This window comes from Pseudomarimonas salicorniae, assembly GCF_023156535.1.
GTDB classification, from domain to species: domain Bacteria; phylum Pseudomonadota; class Gammaproteobacteria; order Xanthomonadales; family Xanthomonadaceae; genus Pseudomarimonas; species Pseudomarimonas salicorniae.
In genome coordinates this window covers 333,460-353,690 of the sequence record NZ_JALNMH010000001.1, presented here as the reverse complement: position 1 = coordinate 353,690, position 20,231 = coordinate 333,460, and the positions used below count along the sequence as shown (strand labels likewise).

The window sequence follows — 20,231 nt, the reverse complement described above, 5'->3', positions numbered from 1 at the left end:
TCGATGTCCCTGCCGCACGCTCCCGGCGCTCGCCTCGCGGCGTTCGCCCTCGTCTGCCTGCTGCTGGCCGGCTGCATGCCGACTCGACAGGAGATCCGCGTCGCCCAGCGCGACGCCTTCGAGCGCCAGGACGCCGCCCTCAGCTGCGCCCGCCCCGACCGCTGCGCCATTCCCAGCCCGCTCTACCAGCGCGCCTATGCCTTGTACGACAGCGAGCCCCCGCGACACCACCTGCGCCTGCTCGAGTGGGGCCAGGATGCGCTGATTGCCCGCATCCACCTGATCCGCAGCGCCCAGCGCAGCATCGTCCTGCAGAGCTACATCTACACCGAGGACGATGCCGGCATCTTCATCATGCGCGAGCTGATCGCCGCCGCACGGCGCGGGGTCAAGGTGCGCGTGCTGGTCGACCAGCTGTTCTCGGTCGACGACCCGCGTCGCCTCGCCGAACTGGCCGTCCTCCACCGCAACCTCGAGATCCGCCTCTACAACCCGACCTTCGGCGAGGCCGAGACCGGCCGACTGCAGTTCGTCGCCGGCATCCTCTGCTGCTTCACCCGCTTCAACCAGCGCATGCACAACAAGCTGCTCGCGGTCGACGGGGTGATGGCGATCACCGGCGGCCGTAACATCCAGAACCGATACTTCGACTGGGACCCGGGCTTCAACTACCGCGACCGCGACCTGCTCGTGCTGGGGCCGGCCGCGCGCACCATGGAGCAGAGCTTCGAGGCCTTCTGGCGGCACCGGCTGGCCGTGCCGATCGCCGCCCTGCGCGATGTCGAGCGCATCCTGCGTCGCGAGGACGACATCGCCCTGCAGCTCGGCCGCATCAAGCGCGGCGACCGCCTGCTCGACGTCTCGGCCATGGCCGAGAGCGAGATCCTGATCCGCCAGCGGCTGCTCGACCCCGGGCTCGAGGTTGGCGAGGTCGCCTTCTATTCCGACTTTCCCAACAAGCCGCTCGAGCGCAACTCGCGCGAGGAGCGTGCCCTCTCGGAAAGCCTGCGCGGCCTGCTCGACACCGCCGAGGACAGCATCGTCCTGCAGACCCCCTACCTGGTGCTTTCCCAGGAGGCCCAGCGCCAGTTCCGCGCCCTGCGCGAGCGCGACAGGCCACCCACGGTCACTATCTCGACCAACAGCCTCGCCTCCACCGACGCGTTGCCGGTCTACGCCCTCTCGCACAAATACAAGCGCCGCTACCTGCGCGAGTTCGGCTTCCGCATCCACGAGTACAAGCCGCATCCGGAGTCGGCACCGATCGACCTCTCCACCGCCCGCGAGGTCGACGGCGAGGTGCTCGGCGCCTACGCCACCGAATCACGACGGCTGTTCGGCTCCTCGCGCGGCTCGGCCGCCCGCCGCGGCCCCGTGCCCCTGCGCCAGGCCGGCCTGCGCGTCGGCATGCATGCCAAGTCGATGGTCATCGACGACGACCTCGCCCTGGTCGGAACGCACAACTTCGACCCGCGCTCGGACTGGCTCAACACCGAGAGTTTCGTTCTCGTCCGCGACCGCGAGTTCGCCCTGCGCCTGCGCGGCATCATCCTGCAGGACACGCTGCCCGAGAACGCCTGGGCCATCGCCCCGCGTCCCAAGCCGCCCGTGCTCTCCGGCCTCAACTACTCGGTAGGCAAGGTCTTCGAGGTGCTCCCCCTGTTCGACTTCTGGCCCTGGCGCTACGCCACCAGCTGGGACATCAAGCCCGGCTGCGAGCCCATCCCCTACACCGACCCCGCGTTCCGGGACTGCTATGAACCGGTCGGCGACTTCCCCGAAGTCCAGCTCGGCGGCAAGTCCCTCTCCACCCGCATCCTCACCGCCTTCGGCGCAGGCCTCGCGCCGATTCTCTAGTGCGAAGCCTGCCTCCACACCTTCCCTTGCGCCACTGTAGCGCCTACCCCTCCCCTTGCACCGCCGCAGGCGGCGCAAGGGGCGGTCGGGAGGAGGTCGCCCGACAACTCCGCGCCCCACCTCCCAAATTCCGCCACCCCACCGGCTTCGTTGAGACTGAAGGAAATGCCGGTTCAGCCGCGTAGAGGACACCCATAGGGTGCGGCTGGCCGCACCGGGCATAGCGTCCGAAGGCCCGAATCGGTGCGCCAGATGGGGAAGCCGTCGGCAGCGCTCAGGTTCGAAAGGAGAGGCGTCCGCCTTGCCGGGCAGGTGGCGGCCCGTGCTCCAGCCCAGCATGATGGATCGGTTGGCGCTCAGCTCACAGCGACTTCAGGAAACACCGAACCCGCACTGGTTCGAATGGTTGGTCGCCGATCATGGCGATGAACTGGCGGCCGAGCGCTCCTGGAACCGCTTCATGGCATCGCTTCGACACAAGTAGGCGACGAAGAGAGCCAGAAGCCCCGACATCACGGTGAGCGTACCGGCCGCCCGCGGTTGAGCTTGAAACGTTGCCACCGCAGCGACGAACAGAACCAGCGCGCTAAGCCCACAAAGAGCGGCAAGAATGCGTGCAGCCATCCTGCTGCCACGCATGACAAAGAAGAAGAGCACCGCAGACAAGACAAGATGCACGCCGCCCACCACAACGGATCGGGTGGCGATCAGCGACCAGCACAGATAACCCAGATAGGAGACACCGGCGAGAACCAGGGGGGTTGGCGGTTGCTTGGGCATGGGCGGTTAGAAGCCTCTGAACAGGTCCGGTGACCCGGGATGCCACGGTGCGCGCTCGCACCAGGGCGAACACCGAAGGACGTAGTGGTGCCACGCTCAAGGCGGCCAACGAAAGTGCGGGCGTACACCGTGGAAAGCCTTCGGGCCGGGATCGTGCAGCCATCCGTGTGCTGCGCGTCCTGGCCGTTGCACCACCACGCCCTGCGACGCGCGCCTTGCTGGCCGGCTGCACAACCTCCGGCGCGGGGCACTGAACCCGGGTTCGGTGAAATACATAGTTAGGCCTTGGCCGGCCGTTCTCGGTACCGACCGACCACCCACCCCACGATGAAGACTGCCAGAAAGAACTGAAGAAACATTATCGTATGGTAGAGCCACGGCGATGGCTCTTCCGCGTTGCCGGAAAGAAGCACTGAACCCTGAAAGGGAACGTAGAACACCGGCCCAATCCACTCGAGGAGCGTGAACATCTGAGCTCTGGCGATGAAGAGTACCGTCAGAGTAAGCGCGGTACCCAAGAGCAACGACTCTGTGAACGGGCGCTTCCAATTACTCACGGTCCATCCTCCGATGGCCTAACGCCGTGTTAACCGGCCTGCGGCCGACAGTGTTCGGTTAATTCGAACTACCTCCCCGGTCCGGTTGAACACATAGTTAGCCACAGCTTCGCCACTTCCTCGCCGTTAGCTTCGCAAGCCCACGAACATAGCTAAGCCGATTGAACTCTTGTGGAACCTCGGCCTCTCGGAGAACAGGAAACAGGTGCTCTGCCAAGACGCTACCGATTGCATGAATCGCATCGTGACGCGTCACACCACCCTGGAGCAAGCGCGCAAGAGCTGCCCGTGCTTCTACGGGCTGACCCTGGGCAAGCTGGTTCTCGACGACAGCATGAATCGTAGAGTGCAAGCGCAAGCTCTCACCGAAATCTCCCGATACACTGTGAAACTCCTCGACGAGATCGATGCGCTCCAACTCTGAAAGCGCGAGCCACTGCTCAGCGACCGGCGCAATACTTGGATCGTAGGCTTCCAAACTGCGACTACCTCCGATTGCGGTGGCTAACGCCGTATTGAGCGGCCGATGGCCGACATCATGTCAGGAAATTCGAAGGCCAGCCCCATCGGTCCGCTCGATTGCATAGTTAGCCTTCGCGCCTAGCAAGAACACGGAAGCGGGAGCCGAACTCAGAAGTGTGGACGCGATATGGCTTGCTGCTGCGCGGTATAAGAAGAAAAACCCGCGAGCCGGATGGGAACTCCTCGGCCTTTACGTCTTGCGCGGAGTGCCAAGTCTCGCCGCATATGTAGGTGCCGCCCATAAACTCAATTTCTACAATGTCGTCAATCTGGACCGGGCCAGCGATGGCATCGGTCACACGGACAAAGAGACCAACACGCCACGGCTCGCGAAAACTGCCTCTGACTTCACCTACCAGAGCCAAGTCTTCGCTCGAGAATGCCCTTACTTTCTCGCCGGTCGGCATGGTTGGAAGAGGAGCTTCAACAGCAGGACTGCATGCGAATGCAGGCGACGAGGCAAGGAGCAGGACGAGGAGCGCTTGGATCCTTGAGTACACGACCAACTCTCCTGCGAAGGCTAACGCCGCGTTAAGCGGCCGCCGGCCGAAAGCGTATCAGTAAACATCGAAGCACCTCCCGGCGGTCCGCTTGAACGCATAGTTGGGCAGCAAGGGAGGGTGCCGGAGCAAGGCGCCTCGGGACGGAAAGCCTGCCCCTGTCGCCTGTGCGCCGCAATCTGCCGAGCCGCTGACCAGATGCTAGCGGAACCAGGCACCGGAATGGCGACTTGCTGCACGACTCAGCAACCCCGGCCTGCGAAAGCGGTGCCCGCCTGCGAAACGACCTGGGAAACAGCGAAAACCGACCCCAAGCGCCCGACGCAACGGTGAACCGGCGCCTGCGCGACATGCCGCCGCAGCGCCCGAAAGGAACCCGACTCCCTTGCGGCCCAACGCCGCATTGAGCGGCCGATGGCCGACATCATGTCAGGAAACTCGAAGGCCAGCCCCATCGGTCCGCTCGAATGCATAGTTGGGCGACTCAACTCGCTACTTCTTGCAAGTGTACCCGCCGCCTCGCTGACGCTCACGGAACTCCTCGCGGTATTCGCTGCGAGTGCCAGGCTTCAAGAGGTCACACGGGTCAAACCAGTGAACAGTTCTTGCTACCGCCTTGATTGACGGAGCAGGGCCGTCGAACTCCGGGTTGTCTGGGCAGCGGTGATGCCACAGTCCATAACGGTCGGGGATCTCCGACAGGCACAGGACCTCCTTCACCCCGCCATTGCAGTTGGTAGAAACCACAACCACTTCACCAGGAAGCTCCGGCGGAGGTGACTGAACCCTCAGCACGACGTCGTGGTGGAATTCACCCTGCTGCCAGTGATCGACATGCTCCCACCCGAATGGCTTGAGCCCATCTAAGACGCCTTTCAGGCTGAGGGTATCGGCGAGTGCCTGGATCATCACGAAGCCCTCTACGGAGTCGCCCAACGCCGCGTTGAGCGGCCTGCGGCCGACAGTGATCGGTTCATTCGAAGTATCTCCCCGCAGGTCCGCTCTAACGCACAGTTAGCCGCCTAGCGCCGAAACGACTGCCGACCAACGAGGCAGAAGGTATCTAGTGAGCACAACTGAAGCAACTGAGAGCAATGCAGGAGCTGCGATCCAGCCGTAGGAAAGGATGAACTCTCCCGCAATTACCACCGGCTCACCAACTGGCTCACCCATGGCCTGGAGCTGGGGGGCCACGTGAAAGAGGTAAAGCTCCAATGGAACCCCGACTACGGCGGCCAACAGCAGCGAGGCTCCATAGGTGAGTGAGCCAACCACGCCGACAAACCTAAACCGCCAGGGCTGCTGAGGCTTCGAACGAACAATCATAAACAGAGGGTACAGCAGGGGGAGCCACGCCAGTAGAACTACGCCTACCCCAAGCCCCAGCACAAACGCAGCTTCGCTCGGGCTGAAGAGTGCCAAGAAAGGCCATACATAGATTAGGGCTGAGCCAACGATGGCCGCTAACAGCAGAACTACGAGAACGCTTGGTCGGTTCATTGCGATCTCGACGAGACTCGAGAGAACTCGTGAAAGGTGGCTAACGCCGTATTGAGCGGCCGATGGCCGACATCTTGTCAGGAAACTCGAAGGCCAACCCCATCGGTCCGCTCGAATACACAGTTAGCCTTCATCTGGCGCGAACAAGACCGAGTTGTCAATCGGATCAGCCGTGCACTCAACTTTGGCCTGCACAAACGGCCAGACGACCTTTCGAGAATGAAGAACGAAGTGGCGCTCCAGCCGGTAATCCGAAACTGAAAAAGAACCTGGACAGAGCTCTGACGCCCTTCTCACAAGCCCGGAGCGCAGGCTCTCATAGCTTGATTCGTTGTGGCCGTCGTAACGAACGAGCCAAGTGGAGTTTGAGGTTCGCTCTTCCGAGTAGCCGAAACCTCCCTGACTCGGCTCGCCCTTCATCGGTCCGTAGGCCGCGCAGGCAGTGAGCAAGCAGGCAAACCCGGACGCAATCGACCGTCTCATATGATGGCTAACGCCGCATTGAGCGGCCGATGGCCGACATCATCTCAGGAAACATCGAAGCACGTCCCATCGGTCCGCTCTAATGCGTAGTTAGGAAGCTGTCGCTCAGCCAGATGAGCCGGAACGGTACAACGTCGCACCCTTTACGGGCTTCGAGGTATCGCCGTATTCGCGCACGTCGAGAGGCTCAGGACTCATCGACCGCGCACCTAGCGCCTTCTCGATCTTTGCGATCACCCCAAGGACGTCAGAGTCTTCACCACCTAGCGTCGCCCAAATGCAGTCTGCGGTTTCTCCGCTCCCGACATTGAAGCTCAGCTCGATGCCCTCAGAGACGCCGCTTCCGCAGAGGAAGCTTGGGCGTGCAGCGACGATCTGCCGAAACTCTTCCGGTGGATTGAACCCTTGCGCATCAATTCTGGCGAGTTCCTCGACTCCCGTACGGGACCAAGAGAACAACAGACACGGCCACATTTCTCGAAGCATTTCAGCAACCCTTGTCGGGTTACCGAAGCTAGGCTTCTCTATGGGCTCAAAGACTCCCTGCCACTCCATCCAAGCTTCCTAACGCCGCGTTAAGCGGCCGCCGGCCGAAAGCGTATCAGTAAACATCGAAGCACCTCCCGGCGGTCCGCTTGAACGCATAGTTGGGCAGCAAGGGAGGGTGCCGGAGCGAGGCGCCTCGGTACGGAAAGCCTGCCCCTGTCGCCCGCCACCTGAAATCCGCCGAGCCGCTGGCCAGATGCTAGCGGAACCAGGCACCGGAATGGCGACCTGCCGCACGACTCAGCACCCCTGACCTGCGAAAGCGGTGCCCGCCTGCGAAACCGTTCGGGAAACAGCGAAAGCGGACCCCAGGCGCCCGACGCCACGGTGACCCGGAGCGTGGATGACATGATCTCGCGGAGCCTCGATGAAACCCGACTCCCTTGCGGCCCAACGCCGCGTTAAGCGGCCGCGGGCCGATGAAATTTCAGGAAATAGCGAAACACCACCCCGCGGTCCGCTTGAACGCATAGTTAGCTCTCGTCGCCGAGCATAATGGCCCTTATTCTGGGGCCAACGACCTTGTAGCGCCAGAGCTTCGGGTGTTCACCAGAGCGGAAGATGATAACCGCCAATTCACCTGGAACCCATGGCGGAGGACAGCCTCCGACTTGCGTCTCAATGACGCCCGATGCTTTCCCGATGAGGACCTCCGTTACGACAAGTCTGACTTTGTATGGGTCTAGGGCATAACTCGGCCAAACTTGCGCCGAGCCGCTCAGGAGCTGGGCCTCGAACTCTGGGTGGGCGACACTTGTTATCGTGCCGATAGCGATTGCCTCGGCGCCATGGATCGCGCTCTCAGAAAACGGCATCGGACGACAAGCAAATGTTGTGCTGGACGCGACCAAAATCGAAAAGAAGGCGAGTGAGCGACAAGCCATAAATCGAGAGCTAACGCCGCATTGAGCGGCCGATGGCCGACATCATCTCAGGAAACATCGAAACACGTCCCATCGGTCCGCTCTAATGCGTAGTTAGGTAGCTGCCGGCACAGAGCGTTAGCGTGCCTATCTGGCCGGCTCATTGAGATAGTAAACGTTGCCTGATGGATCCTCGAACATTGCCATTAAGCCACCCCAGGGCTGATTTGTAGGCGGCATGACAAAATGAACTCCGCGCCCAGCGAGACGACCATGCTCGGCTTGGATGTCGGCAACCTCAAAGCCGACGCCAGTATGACGCCCTACAAGGCTAGCGTGCTCGTCGCGAGCCGTGGCGAGAGCCAAACGGACTGAGCCAGCGGAGAAAGAGGCGTAGCCGTGCTGATGTGACGCAAACTGTAACTCCAACCCGAGACAGTCTCGGTAGAACTCGATCGCCCCAGCCAAGTCATCGACAAAGACGTTGATGTAGGAGACGTGCATAGACATGTCTACAGCTACCTAACTACTAGTAGACCCCAGAAGTGGGGCGATATCTCGGATCTTGGTGGCTGGAGGTCGTAGGGTCAACAAGCTTTGTGCCTCGAATCCACCACTTACGCGGGCTGGGCGCGTAGATCGCCGGTGCGGAAAGCTGAACGAGGGGGTCAAAGCGGGGTGATATCCGTTATCCGGGCGGAAGCGGGGTGATAACCGGTTTGCGGTTGGGCGATTGGGGAGATCTCGCGCGGCGTTGATTGCCCCGGTTAGCGACGCCCCTCGGCGCCGTACTGCTTGCCTGGGTATCCGCAACAGGGACGGAATGTCGGCAAAGGGCAGCCGTGCTGTGTCCGCCCGTTGCGAGCGCGCGCCGGGCGGGGTTCGGGTCTTGTCTGGGGCGGCTGGGGTGGCTTCGGCGAAGCGCGGCGCGCACGCGCGCCGGCCGGGCTGGATGCTGCGCGATGATGTCGCCAGCCGGAAGCGGCCCTGCGCCGCTTCCGGTGCGTGCGTGCCTTGACCGCTCAGCCTGCGGCGGTTTTTTCCTGCTGCTTCAGCATGCCGGCGAGGCCGCCCTGCAGGGCGTAGACGTCGGTGTAGCCGAGGCGGGTGAGGATGAAGGCGGCGGCGGCGCTGCGTTCGCCGGTGTTGCAGTAGACGACGAACTGCTGGCGGCGATCGAACTTCTCCGAGGCTTCCTCGCGGAGGATCGACAGCGGGATGTTCAGCGAGCCCTTGATCGAGCGCTGGGCGTGTTCGGCGGGCAGGCGCACGTCGACCACCACGGCGCCCTTGCGGGCGAGGATGGAGGCCTGGCCGGGGCTGAGCCACTCGACCACCGGCGGCTTGAGCACGTCCTCGAAGGCCTTGCGCGCGAGGCGCATCAGGCGGCCGTCCTGCATCATCTTCACCGTGGCGTTGCGCGGCGAGTTGGAGAGCAGGGCGTCCTCGCCGAAGCAGTCGCCGCGGACCAGATAGGCGACCACGGTCTCGGCGCCGTCGAGGAACTTCGACACCGAGGCCGCGCCCTCCTTGATGACATAGAAGTAGTCGCCGCTGTCGCCTTCCTTGATCACCACCTCACCGGCGCGGACGCTGATCTCCTCGAAGCTGGAGAACATGCGTTCGATATTGCCGGTGGGCAGCTTGTGGAAGGCGCGGCTCTGCAGCAGGCGGAACACCCAGCGGTTGCCTTCGGGGCTGGGGTCGAAGTGGCGGAAGTTCTCGCTGCGCGAGAGCTGGTCCCAGGCGATGACCTTCTCGGTGTAGCGGCGGTCGAGGCGCAGCACGCGGGCGCTGGGCGAAACCACGCGTGCGGTGAAGCGGCGCGGCTGCGAGTCGCCGATGGCGTAGCGACCCTGCAGCGAGCTGGCGTTGAACTGCTTGCTACGGCCATCGGGATAGACGCTTTCGACGATGCCCTCGAGCACGTAGAAGGTGTCGCCGTCGACGTCGCCGGCGCGGAACAGCTCCTCGCCCTTCAGGTACTCGTTGACCGCCGCCTCGCCGGCAAGCTGTTCGCGGGTTTCCGGACGCAGGCTGTCCAGCGGATACAGCTTGGCAAGGTCGGACGCTTCGATGGTCATGCGGCGGGATCCCCCGATTGAATGCCGGCCAGTCTAGCCACAGTGCGGCCGCTTGCAATCAGGCGGGCCCTGCGGGCAGGGGATGCTGCGCTGCCGGGGGCGGGTTTCGGATGGGCCTTTGGGTGAGGTTTGGCGGGCTGGCGGCGGCGACGGGGCTTGGCGCAGGGATGGCGTTCGGGCCTTGGTCCTTGGGTGGCGGAGAGCGTGATCTCTTGGCTGCGGGGCCGATCGTGCTTCGATACCTCAGCACGAACGGCTTCGTTGGCTGGTGGGTGTTGGGGCGGCTCGGGGCTGGCGGGCGCGCTGTTGGAATGCATTCGCTTCTGCCGCGCTTGCCGGCGCGACAGGCCACGGCTGGGCTATTCGTGCGCACGCACGTGATCCGTTCGCCCTGAGGTATCGAAGGGCGAGGCCGCAGGATTGCGAGGCCGTTCCTGCTTCGATACCTCAGCACGAACGCTTTCGTTACGTGGCCGGTGGGGACGGAGCCGGCGTGTTGGCGGAGGCTTGGGGCGGTGGGCAGTGACGCGGCGGTGCGGGCATTCGGGGGGTACGTTCGGTGCGGCGAGCCGCACCCTATGGGAAGGCGAAGCCGCGTTCTGGCGGAGGCGTTCTTGCTTCGGTACCTCAGCACGAACGGTTCTGGGGCTTGGCGGGCGTGGGAGGCGCCGGCGTGTTGGCGGAGGCTTGGGGCGGTGGGTAGTGGCGCGGCGGTGCGGGGATTCGGGGCGGTACGTTCGGTGCGGCGAGCCGCACCCTATGGGAAGGCGAAGGCGCGGTCTGGGGGGGGGGCGAGGTCGCGTTTGTGCGGGGTCGTGTCGAGCGGCTTGCTCGATGAAGGTTCCCGCCGCTCACTGGGGATGGTTACCCTGCGCGCTTCCTTGATGGTGCTGCGCATGTCCCGCCGAGTTCCGTTTCCAGCGCTGACCTGGGTGCTTGCCGGTGCCTGCCTGCTGCTGGCCGTCGGCCAGGCGGCGTGGGGGCTGGAGCCTGAGGGACTGGTGCGCTTTCGCGACTGGCACGTGCATCTGTGCTGGCAGCAGGGCTTCTTCGATGGGCTGGTTGCGGGCGAGGGCTGGCCGCGCTGGATCACCCAGGCCAACCAGGGGTTCGGCGGGCCGGTGTTCCTGTTCTATCCGCCGCTGGCCTATGTGCTCGGCAGCGCGGTGCTGGCGCTGGGCGCGGATGCGCCGATCGCGCTGAAGGCGGTCTACGGGCTGGCCCTGCTGGGCGGGGCATTGGGCGTGTTCTGCTGGCTGCGCGGGCGTGTGTCGGCGCCGTGGGCTTTGGCCCTGGCCGGGATCTGGCTGCTGCTGCCCGCGGGTAGCCAGCTGGCGCTGCACTTCAATATGCCGGCCGGCGCGCTGGCTCTTGGCCTGCTGCCGTGGATCGCGTGGCGGCTGGAGCGGCGCCCGGCGGTGGTCTGCGATCCGCTGCTGGTCATCCTGCTGGCGGCTTTGCTGTACAGCCATGTTCTGAGCGCCTTCCAGCTTGCCCTGCTGCTCGCCGGCTGCGTGTTGGCGCTGGGCCTGGGCGGCGGCCCCGAGGGCCGCGCGCAGGCGCTGCGGCTCGCCGTGTCCGGCCTGCTGGCCGCGGGGCTGGCGGCGCCCTTCTGGCTGCCCCTGCTGGGGGCGCTGGACACTGTACATATCGATCAACTGCGCGAGGCGCCGCAGTGGCGCGTGACCGGCAACCTGCTGTTTGCCGCCGGCGAGCTTCCGCATCTCGCCGAGGCCACGCCGGGCCTGCTGCTGCTCGCCGCGCTGGCCTGGGTGGCGATCCGGCGTCCCGCCGCGGACGCCGCCTGGCCGCTGTACGCCGGCTGTGGACTGACCGCGCTGTGGCTGTCCAGCGCGCTGGCCGCACCGCTCTACGAGGCCGTGCCAGCCCTGCAGTTCCTGCAGTTCGGCTGGCGCTGGGACGGACTCATCGCGCTCTGCGCCCTGCGCCTGATGGCGGCGGCGCTGGCGCCGGGCGAGGGCCGGCCGGGCGCGATGGGGCTCGGCCACGCGGTCCTGCTGGGGGCGCTGGCCTTGGCCTGGCTCGCCGCGGTGCCGATCCGCGAGGCGGCGACGCAGCGGCTGGCCGGGGCGGAGGCGAACCTGCATGCGCAGCGCTGCGTCTGGCCGAACCTGGAGTATCGCCCGCAGGCGATGGGCAATGCCTGGAATGCCGATCTGTCGGCCTGGCCGCGCCAGCCGCGCCTGCTGCACGGGATCGGCCGCATCGAGGCTCTGGACGCCTCGCTGCGCCGCTACCGGGTCGACCTGCGCGGCGAGGCCGAGGTGCTGCTGCCGCAGCTGGGCTATCCCGGCTGGATCATCGAAGGCCCGCCGGGAGAGGCGAGGATGGACGCGGGCACCAGCGCCGATGGCCGCCTGCGCCTGCGCCTGCCTGCCGGCCGCTACACCCTGCTGCTGCGGCGCGCGGCGCCGCCGGGGCAGTTGGGTGGGGTGTTGCTGGCCGGCGCGGCGCTGGTCGCGTTGCTCGCCTGCGTGGTGACGCGCCGCCTCAGGCGCCGAGCAGGGTCTCGGCCTGCTGCTGGCGCTGGTCCATGATGTCGTCGAGCTGGGTGCCGAGGCTGTCCGGCTCGACCTCGACCCCGGCGCGCTGCAGCAGGCCGGCGATCGCGATGCGCTCGACGTCCACCGGCTGGCCCTGGTAGCGCAGGCGGAAGTAGCGGCTCAGCACGGCCAGCAGGCGCAGCCAGATCGGCGCTTCGGCCATCGGGTCGTAGAGCAGGTGGTCGAGCTGGCGCAGGGCGCGCACGGTCTCGCTGGGCAGTCCCCAGTGGGCCAGCAGCAGCGAGCCGGTGATGTGCCGGGTGGTACCGAGCCGGCGCAGTTCGGCGCGGCGCAGCGAGGCCTCGTCCAGGCAGGGGTCGACCTCCTGCAGCAGGGCCGAGAGCTGCGGACCGGCGCGATGGGCGAGCACCTGCAGGCCCAGCTCGTGGAACAGGCCGATCAGGCGCAGTTCCTCGGCGTCCACCGCCGGGCGCGCGGGGCGCAGCAGTTCGCCGAGCGCGTGCCCGGTGGCCAGCGCCCGCGTCCACAGCGCCAGCAGGTCGAAGCCGGCGCAGTCGCGCGGCTTGAGGCTCTGCTGGGCGACCAGCACGCTGGCCACGCGGATCAGCTCGTTGAGGCCGAGCACGCGGCCGATGGCGTCCTTCAGGTCGCGCACCTTGCGCGCGCCATAGAAGGCGCTGCCGGCCAGACCCATGATCTTGGCGGTCAGCGCAGGGTCGGTCTCGACCACCTCGACGATCTGGTCGAGATCGGCCTCCTCCATGTAGCGCAGGGCGATCAGCGCGCGGCAGGTTTGCGGGGCGGGCGGCAGCTGCTCGACCTCGTGGGCACTGCCGCGGCGGGCGTCGAAGCCGCACGCCAGGGCGTCGCTGCGCAGCTGCGAAGGGCTGGCCTGGAACCAGCGCTGGCACTGCCGTGAGAGCTCCTCGATGCCGTCGAGGCCGAGCTGGGCGGCCAGCTCCTCGAGTGGGGTCTCCTGGGCCAGCAGGCCGTGCAGCAGGCGTTCGCGGCGGACGCTGTCGAGCAGGGCCGCAAAGTCGCCGCCTTCCAGACGCAGCTGGTTGCTCAGCGCCACCGGCGACAGGCCCAGCTCGGCGGCGACTTCGGCCGGGTCGAGGCTGAGCGCGCCGCCCTGTTCGGCGAGCACGCGCAGCACGCGGCGGGACGTGCTCTGCTGCTCGCGACGCCAGACCAGGGCCAGCTCCAGCTCACCACGCAGGGTGTCGCGCATCGCGGATTGCGCGGTGCGCGCCGGCAGGTCGAGCGCGCTGGCCGGCAGCTCGAGGGCCAGACGGCTGTGCCCGCCGCGGCTGGCCACGCCAAACAGGTCGTTCCACTCCGCGCGCGGCGCGCTGCCCTCGGGATAGACGATGGCGAACGGGCCGGCCGCCTCGCCCAGCATCTGCCGCAGCAGGCGCAGCAGGGCCGCCAGGGTCAGCTCCTCGGCAAAGCGCTCGATCTCGCCGGGCGGCGTCGCGCCGGCGGCAAAGCCGATCAGCACCTGCTCGCTGCCGATGCCGATCTCCAGCCGCGAATGGCCGAGCTGGATCAGCGGCCAGTAGCGGTGCAGGTCGATCAGCAGCTCGCGCAGGTCCTGCGCCGAGAGCAGGTACAGGCCCAGGCGGCCGAGTGACTGCAGCGGCATGGCGTGGGCCAGCTGCAGGGCGCCGCCCTCGCCGCCGAGGTGCTGGCGGGTGGTGTCGAGCAGCAGGCGCAGCCGCTCGGGGTCGAGTCCAGCCTGGCAGGCAAGGCCGAGGTCGGTGATGCCCAGCGCGTTGCGCAGGCGCGCGGCGAAGCCCGGGTCCTCGTCGGCCAGCGCCTCGATCGGCGCAAGCAGGATGGAGCTGTTAGCGCTGGACGCGACTTCGCCGGACACATCAATCCCCGCCACACCTTGGTGGCGGGGATTGTGTCACGGACGCCGGGGCCGGTTCAGCGCCCCGCTCAGGACTTCGGCTTGCCGTCGGCATCCATGATGGTGACCTCGCCGAGGCCGAGCTCGCGGATCGGCTGCTCGATGGTCTTCAGGTCACCCACCACCACCCAGGTCAGGGCCTCGGGGCGGATGGTCGCCGCCGCCGTGCGCACCGCCTCCAGCGGCAGGTTCTCGGTACGCTGCTTGTACAGCTCGACGTAGTTGTCCGGGCGGTCGTAGCGCAGGATGCTGCCGATCTGGTTCATCACCGAGCCGGCGGTCTCGTAGGCGCCGGGGAGGGAGCGGACGTTGTTGAGCTTGATCTTGTCCGCCTCGGCGGCCTCGATCGGCACCCCGCCCGTGGCAAAGCCGCTGATCACGCTCTTCAGCTCGCCGAGCGACTCCACCGTCTTGTCGATCTGCACCGGCGAGAAGGCCACCCACGGCCGCTGGCCGAGGGCGCCCTGGGTGAAGCTGTAGGCGCCATAGGCCCACTGCTTCTCCTCGCGCAGCTTCATGTTCAGGCGCGAGCTGAAGGTGCCGCCGAGCACGTCGTTGGCGATGTCGAACTCCAGCGCCTTGTCGTCGCGGGTCGAGGGCACCAGCTGGCCAACGAAGATGTTGGCCTGCGTCGCGCCGGGCTGGTCGACCAGGAACACGCGCGCCGCCTTGGGCGGGGCGACCTCGGCGATCTTCGGGATCTCGAGCTTGGCTTCGGGCGCCTTCCAGTCGGCGAAGCGCTTCTCCAGCAGGGGGATGATCTCCTTCAGCGTGGTGTCGCCGACGATGACCAGGGTGGCGTTGTCCGGACGGATCAGGTCCTGATGGAAATCGACCAGCTCATCGCGGGTCAGGGCGCCGATCGAGGCCTCGGTGCCGCTGCCCGAGAAGGGCATGGCATAGCTGTGGCCCTCTCCGTAGAGCAGCGGCGGCATCAGGCGCAGGGCCAGCGAGTTCGGCCGGGTCTTTTCCTGCTTGATGCCGGCGATCCAGGTCGCCTTGACCCGGTCGATCTCGTCCTGCGGGAAGGTCGGACGGCGCACCATGTCGGCGAACAGGTCCAGCGAGGGGCCGAGGTTCTCCTTCAGGGCCGAGACGTAGATCTCGGCGCCGTCGAGGTCGGCGCCGCTGCCGTACTGCATGCCCAGCGAGTCGGCACGCCGCGACAGACCGATCGCGTCGTACTCGCCGGCGCCCTCGTCGAGCATCGACATGGTGAAGCTGGAGGTGCCGAGGCGACGGCCGACATCGGCCGCGTAGCCGCCGCGGAACTCCATGTTCAGCTGGACCACCGGCACCTCATGGCGCTCGGCCAGCACTACCGGGATGCCGTTGGACAGGGTCGCGCGTTGCAGGCCGGGGAAGCTGAGGTCGGGGAAGCTGTCGGTGGAGGGGACCCCCTTGCTGCGGTCGACATCGGTCTTGACCACGCTGAACTTCGGATCAGGGGTCAGCACGCGGTCGTTCTTGCCATCCTCGCTGCGGGTCGGGAAGGGCTTCTCGGGCTGGGCGCCCAGCGCCTGCTCGCCCGGGGCGATGACCAGGGTGTGGTCGCCGCCGCCCAGCCACTTCGCCGCGCTGGCGGTGAGCACCGCCGGGGTGGCCGCGGCCATGGTTTCCAGCTCGTCCTCGAAGCAGTCCGGCTTGGCGGTGAACACCTGGCAGCTGGCCAGCACGTCGGACTTGCCGCCGAAGCCGCCGACCCGCTCGATGCCGCGCAGGAAGCCGGCCTTGATCACCGTGCGCGCCTGCTCAAGCTCCTCGGCGGTCGGGCCGTCCTTGCGGAAGCGGGCGATCTCTTCGTCGAGGATCTGCTCGACCTTGGCCACGTCGACGCCGTCCTTGATCGTGGTGATGATCATGAAGTTGCCGGACAGCTGGTTCGACCACTGGAAGACATTGATGTTGTCGACCAGCTTCTCCTTCAGCACAAGGCGCTCGGACAGCCGCGAGCTCTTGCCGCCGCCGAGGATCTGCGCCACCAGCTCGAGCCGGGTGGCCTCCTCGCTGCCGGTCTGGGCGGTGTTCCAGGCGCGGTAGATGCGGGTCTGCGGGACGCGGTCCTCGAGCACCTGTCGGGTGCGCTCGCTGCGCTCGGGGATCATCGTCGGCAGGCGCGGCACCGTGGCCGAGGCCGGGATGTCGCCGAAATAGCGGGTGACCTTCTTCTTCGCCGTCTCGACGTCGATGTCGCCGGCCAGCACCAGCACGGCATTGTTCGGGCCGTACCAGGTGCGGAACCACTGCTTGACGTCGTCGAGGCTGGCCGCCTCGAGGTCTTCCATCAGGCCGATGGTCGGCCAGCTGTAGGGGTGCCCGGACGGATACAGGTTGCGGAACAGCTCGGTGAACACACGGCGGCCGTAGGGCTGGTTCTCGCCCTGGCGCTTCTCGTTCTGCACCACGCCGCGCTGCTCGTCGAGCAGGGCCTGGTCGATGGCGCCGAGCAGGTGGCCCATGCGGTCTGATTCCATCCACAGCGCCATGTCCAGCGCGGTGGTCGGCACGTTCTGGAAGTAGTTGGTGCGGTCGAAGTTGGTGGTGCCGTTCTGCTCGGTGGCGCCGACCTTCTCGAAGGGCTCGAAGAACTCGCCCTTGAAGTTCTCCGAGCCCTGGAACATCAGGTGCTCGAACAGGTGGGCGAAGCCGGTCTTGCCCGGCTGCTCGTCCTTGGAGCCGACGTGGTACCACAGGTTGACCGCGACGATCGGCGCCTTGCGGTCCTCGTGCACCAGCACGGTCAGGCCGTTGGGCAGGGTGAAGGACTCGACCGGGATGCTGACCTCGGTCTTGGCGTGCAGGGCGGTGGAGATGCCGAGCGCAAGCAGGCTGGCGCCGAGGGCGCGGAAAACTGGCTTCATTTCGTGCTCCGGAGTGACATTCGGGAAGTTCATGCGGGCCGTCCATGGCCGCAAGCGGCCGATGCTACCGACCCGGCGTGAGCACGCCGTGTGCCAGAAGGCCCGGAGCCGGAGAACCCTAAACGCCCGAGCGGGTCAGCCGGAGGAACTCGTCGCGAGTGCGGGCGTCCTCGCGGAAGCTGCCGAGCAGGGTGCTGGTGACCATGCTGACCCCGCGCTTGTGCACGCCGCGGGTGGTCATGCACTGGTGGGTGGCCTCGATCACCACGCCCACGCCGCGCGGCTTGAGCACGTGCTGGATGCAGTTGGCGATCTGCGCGGTCATCTTCTCCTGCACCTGCAGGCGACGGGCATAGCCCTCGACTACCCGGGCCAGCTTGGAGATGCCGACCACCTTGTCATCCGGCAGGTAGCCGACATGGGCGTGGCCGATGATCGGCGCGAGGTGGTGCTCGCAGTGGCTTTCGAACTGGATGTCGCGAAGCACGATCAGCTCGTCATAGCCGGCCACTTCCTCGAAGGTCCGGGCGAGGTACTCCTCGGGGTCGACCGCGTAGCCCGAGAACCAGTCCTCGAAGGCGCGGGCGACCCGGGCCGGGGTGTCGCGCAGGCCTTCCCGGGCGGGGTCGTCGCCGGCCCAGCGCAGCAGGGTGCGCACCGCGGCCTCGGCGGCCTCGCGGTCGGGACGCTCCGGCGCGCTCACTGCGTGCCTCCTTCGACGTCGGCGCGGCGATAGGAAACGAAGAAGCCGGCGAGGTCGCCGTTCTCGACATAGGGTTCCACCGAGAGCAGCTGGTAGCCGTGGCGGCCCCAGGCCTGGTGCGTCTCGGTCAGCTTGCGCGCCGCGCCATTGGTGCGGTTGCCCCAATTGGCGTCGACGAACACGGTCACCGCCGGCAGCCCGGCCTCGCGGGCTTCGGCCGCCTCGCGTTCGGCGCTCCTGGCCTGCGCCGTGGCCATCACGCAGGACAGGCCCAGGGCGAGCAGGGCGGCAAGCATGGCTTTCATGGGCGGAATCTCGGATGGACTGCCGACGAAGATACCCGACCGCTTCGGCAAAGCAGAAGCAAGGCGCGGCTCGGGCGCAAAGCAGACGTAACGCAAATCCCGAATGTAGGAGCCAGCTTGCTGGCGATCATCCCTTCCGGGGCGCCTATCGCCAGCAAGCTGGCTCCTACACGCAACGGTGTTGCCAGGTCCGGTTTGCCCCGCCAGGCAGACCTTGCCGCAGTCACATTGTGGGAGTGCCCTTGGGCGCGACCGCGGAGACGCGCTTTGGCCTCGGTCTGTGGTGAATCCGATACGCCGCGGTCGCGCCCAAGGGCACTCCCACAGTCGGGCTTCGTTGGGCGTCGGCGAAGCCCCATGGGGTGTGCCTTGGCGCACCGAAACGGGCGTTCGGACGGTACGCCCGGTGCGGCCAGCCGCACCCTATGAATGTCTGCTTCGCGCCATGCATCGCAGCGATCCGCGCGACGCGGTCGGGTGATGCGCTAGCGCCGCAGGTTGCTCTCGAGCGCGTCGAAGTCGGGGACCTCGAACTCGTAGTCCGGCAGCAGATAGTCGGGCAGGTCGTCGGAGCAGTCGATGATCTGGCAGCGGCGGTTCTGCAGGTAGGCATCGCGAACCAGCAGGTACTCGTCCGCGGCGCCTTCGAGCAGGGCCTCGGCCGACAGCGCGCGGGCGCGGGCGTCGATGCCGTAGAGCAGGGTGTACTCGGCACCCTCCTCGCGGGCCAGCCAGTCGATCGGGCTGACCCGGGTATTCACCCCCTTGCCCAGACCGTCGCGCACGGTGGCCGGTCCGAAGATCGGCAGCACGATGTAGCGTGACTTCTTCCAGCCCCAGCGGCCGAAGGTCTGGCCGAAGTCACCGCGGTGGCGCGGAAAGCGCGCATGGCTGGCCGGATCGAGCACGCCGGCCAGTCCCAGCGTGCTGTTCATCAGGAAGCGGCCGAAGGACTGCAGCGCGGCCTTGGGCCGACCCTGCAACAGCAGGTTCACGGTGACCACCGGTTCCTGCAGGTTGTCGAAGAAGTTGTTGACGCCGGTCTTGACCAGCTTCGGGGTGACCTTGTCGTAGACCTTGGCGATCGGCCGGAAGATGATCCGGTCGAAGCCGCGGTTGAAGCGGTACACCGGGCGGTTGAAGCCCTGCCACGGATCCAGCGCCTCGAACGAACTGAGCGCCTGTGCATCGTCCTGCATCTCGGCGACCAGGAAGGGATCCTCCTCGGCGGCGGGCACGACCGGCTGCGGCGTCTGCGCGAAGGCCGGGCCGGCGCCGAGCAGGACAAGGCACAGCAGCAGGGGCGACAGGCGCGGGAAGCGGGCAGGGGACAGCTTAGTCATCGCGTTCTCCCACGGGCTGCAGTCGATGGGCTTCGAGCAGCTCGGTGAAGTGTCCGGGCAGGTTCTCCAGCCGGGCCTCGCTGCCGGCGGCCAGGCTGCGTGCCTGCAGCACGCGGACGAAGCCGACCCCGGCCGAGTCGACCCGCTTCACCTGGGCCAGGTCGATCGACTCCAGGGCGCCGATGTCGCGGTGCCGACGCCACAGCGCCGGCACGCTGCCAACATCGAGGGGGCCGCTCAGCTGCAGGCGCATGCGGCCTACTCGGCGCCCGCGGCGATCGCGCCGGAGGCCAGCTTGGCGGTGAGGGCGTCGATCGATTCGTTGCGCAGCAGCTCGTCGAACTGGCTGCGGTAGGTCTGCACGTAGCTGACGCCCTCGACGATCACGTCGAAGGCCAGCCAGCCCTGGGCGGTTTCCCGGAACAGGTAGTCGACCGGCACCGGCGGTCCGGAGCGGCGCAGGATCTCGCTGGAGACGCGGACGATCTTGCCGCCGCGCAGCGGGGTCTCGGACTTCACGTCGACCTCGACGCCGGGGTCGACATCGAGCAGGGCGTCGCCGTAGCGCTTGAGCAGGTTCTCGGTCAGCGCATCGGCAAAGGCGGTGATCTTCTCCTGCGGCATGCCGCGCGAGTGTCGGCCGAGCACCAGGCGCGCCGAGTACTCGCGGTCGAAGATGGCCGAGAGCTCCCCGCGGACGAAGCTGTGCAGGCTCGACGGGTTGCCCTTGAACTCGTTGCGGCGGGCGGTCAGCTCCTTGAGCACCGCGCGTGAGCGGGCCTCGACGAGGCGGCCGGGCTCGCCGGCGTCGGCCTGGGCCACGCAGCCCAGCAGCAGGAACAGTCCACCCAGAATCAGCGCACGCATGGTCTTCTCTCCGTGGCCGC

16 protein-coding genes are annotated in these 20,231 nt (G+C 66.8%); 2 read left to right on the top strand and 14 right to left on the bottom strand.

Annotation, left to right across the window (positions count from 1 at the left end):
• The first annotated feature begins 3 nt into the window (after positions 1-3).
• Positions 4-1,857, top strand: coding sequence for a phospholipase D family protein (locus tag M0G41_RS01465; protein WP_248204423.1), 1,854 nt, complete (start codon positions 4-6; stop codon positions 1,855-1,857).
• 417 nt (positions 1,858-2,274) lie between these two features.
• Here the strand turns inward: M0G41_RS01465 and M0G41_RS01460 are convergent, their stop codons facing one another.
• From M0G41_RS01460 to M0G41_RS01435, 7 genes are all read right to left on the bottom strand, one after another.
• Entirely contained in the window at positions 2,275-2,637 is a 363-nt protein-coding gene (locus M0G41_RS01460) for a hypothetical protein (protein ID WP_248204421.1), read from the bottom strand.
• A gap of 654 nt (positions 2,638-3,291) precedes the next feature.
• Positions 3,292-3,546, bottom strand: a complete 255-nt coding sequence (locus M0G41_RS18880; protein ID WP_425511222.1) for a DUF1841 family protein — start codon at positions 3,544-3,546, stop codon at positions 3,292-3,294.
• A gap of 235 nt (positions 3,547-3,781) precedes the next feature.
• Positions 3,782-4,216, bottom strand: a complete 435-nt coding sequence (locus M0G41_RS01450) for a hypothetical protein (protein ID WP_248204418.1) — start codon at positions 4,214-4,216, stop codon at positions 3,782-3,784.
• A gap of 492 nt (positions 4,217-4,708) precedes the next feature.
• Positions 4,709-5,125, bottom strand: a complete 417-nt coding sequence (locus tag M0G41_RS01445; RefSeq protein WP_248204416.1) for a hypothetical protein — start codon at positions 5,123-5,125, stop codon at positions 4,709-4,711.
• 1,179 nt (positions 5,126-6,304) lie between these two features.
• Positions 6,305-6,754: a hypothetical protein gene (locus M0G41_RS01440; RefSeq protein WP_248204415.1), complete on the bottom strand. Its 450-nt coding sequence runs from the start codon at positions 6,752-6,754 to the stop codon at positions 6,305-6,307.
• Between the two features lie 1,001 nt (positions 6,755-7,755).
• A complete protein-coding gene (locus M0G41_RS18875) occupies positions 7,756-8,112 on the bottom strand; it encodes a VOC family protein (protein WP_425511221.1) in 357 nt (118 codons plus the stop codon).
• Positions 8,113-8,630: 518 nt separating this feature from the next.
• Positions 8,631-9,692 carry a cyclic nucleotide-binding domain-containing protein gene (locus M0G41_RS01435; RefSeq protein WP_248204413.1) on the bottom strand — a complete coding sequence of 354 codons (1,062 nt, stop codon included), beginning with the start codon at positions 9,690-9,692 and terminating at the stop codon, positions 8,631-8,633.
• An 896-nt stretch (positions 9,693-10,588) separates the two neighbouring features.
• Here M0G41_RS01435 and M0G41_RS01430 point away from each other — a divergent pair.
• Positions 10,589-12,250 (top strand): 6-pyruvoyl-tetrahydropterin synthase-related protein, encoded by a 1,662-nt coding sequence (locus tag M0G41_RS01430; protein ID WP_248204411.1) that lies wholly within the window; start codon positions 10,589-10,591, stop codon positions 12,248-12,250.
• On the opposite strand, the gene M0G41_RS01425 is transcribed toward M0G41_RS01430, so the two are convergent.
• The 7 genes from M0G41_RS01425 to M0G41_RS01395 all read right to left on the bottom strand — a co-directional run bounded on the left by M0G41_RS01425 (position 12,204) and on the right by M0G41_RS01395 (position 20,211).
• On the bottom strand, positions 12,204-14,093 hold the full coding sequence (locus M0G41_RS01425) for an HDOD domain-containing protein (protein ID WP_248204409.1): 1,890 nt from the start codon (positions 14,091-14,093) through the stop codon (positions 12,204-12,206). The two genes, M0G41_RS01430 and M0G41_RS01425, sit on opposite strands and share 47 nt — an antisense overlap.
• A gap of 68 nt (positions 14,094-14,161) precedes the next feature.
• Positions 14,162-16,993 (bottom strand): M16 family metallopeptidase, encoded by a 2,832-nt coding sequence (locus M0G41_RS01420; RefSeq protein ID WP_425511220.1) that lies wholly within the window; start codon positions 16,991-16,993, stop codon positions 14,162-14,164.
• 118 nt (positions 16,994-17,111) lie between these two features.
• A complete protein-coding gene (folE, locus tag M0G41_RS01415) occupies positions 17,112-17,696 on the bottom strand; it encodes a GTP cyclohydrolase I FolE (protein ID WP_248204405.1) in 585 nt (194 codons plus the stop codon).
• Positions 17,693-18,001: a hypothetical protein gene (locus M0G41_RS01410; RefSeq protein WP_248204403.1), complete on the bottom strand. Its 309-nt coding sequence runs from the start codon at positions 17,999-18,001 to the stop codon at positions 17,693-17,695. The genes folE and M0G41_RS01410 overlap by 4 nt, the downstream gene beginning before the upstream one ends.
• A gap of 485 nt (positions 18,002-18,486) precedes the next feature.
• Entirely contained in the window at positions 18,487-19,344 is an 858-nt protein-coding gene (locus M0G41_RS01405; protein WP_248204401.1) for an MlaA family lipoprotein, read from the bottom strand.
• Positions 19,337-19,597, bottom strand: coding sequence for an STAS domain-containing protein (locus M0G41_RS01400; RefSeq protein ID WP_248204398.1), 261 nt, complete (start codon positions 19,595-19,597; stop codon positions 19,337-19,339). The genes M0G41_RS01405 and M0G41_RS01400 overlap by 8 nt, the downstream gene beginning before the upstream one ends.
• Positions 19,598-19,602: 5 nt before the next feature.
• A complete protein-coding gene (locus tag M0G41_RS01395; RefSeq protein WP_248204396.1) occupies positions 19,603-20,211 on the bottom strand; it encodes an MlaC/ttg2D family ABC transporter substrate-binding protein in 609 nt (202 codons plus the stop codon).
• Between the last annotated feature and the right edge of the window lie 20 nt (positions 20,212-20,231).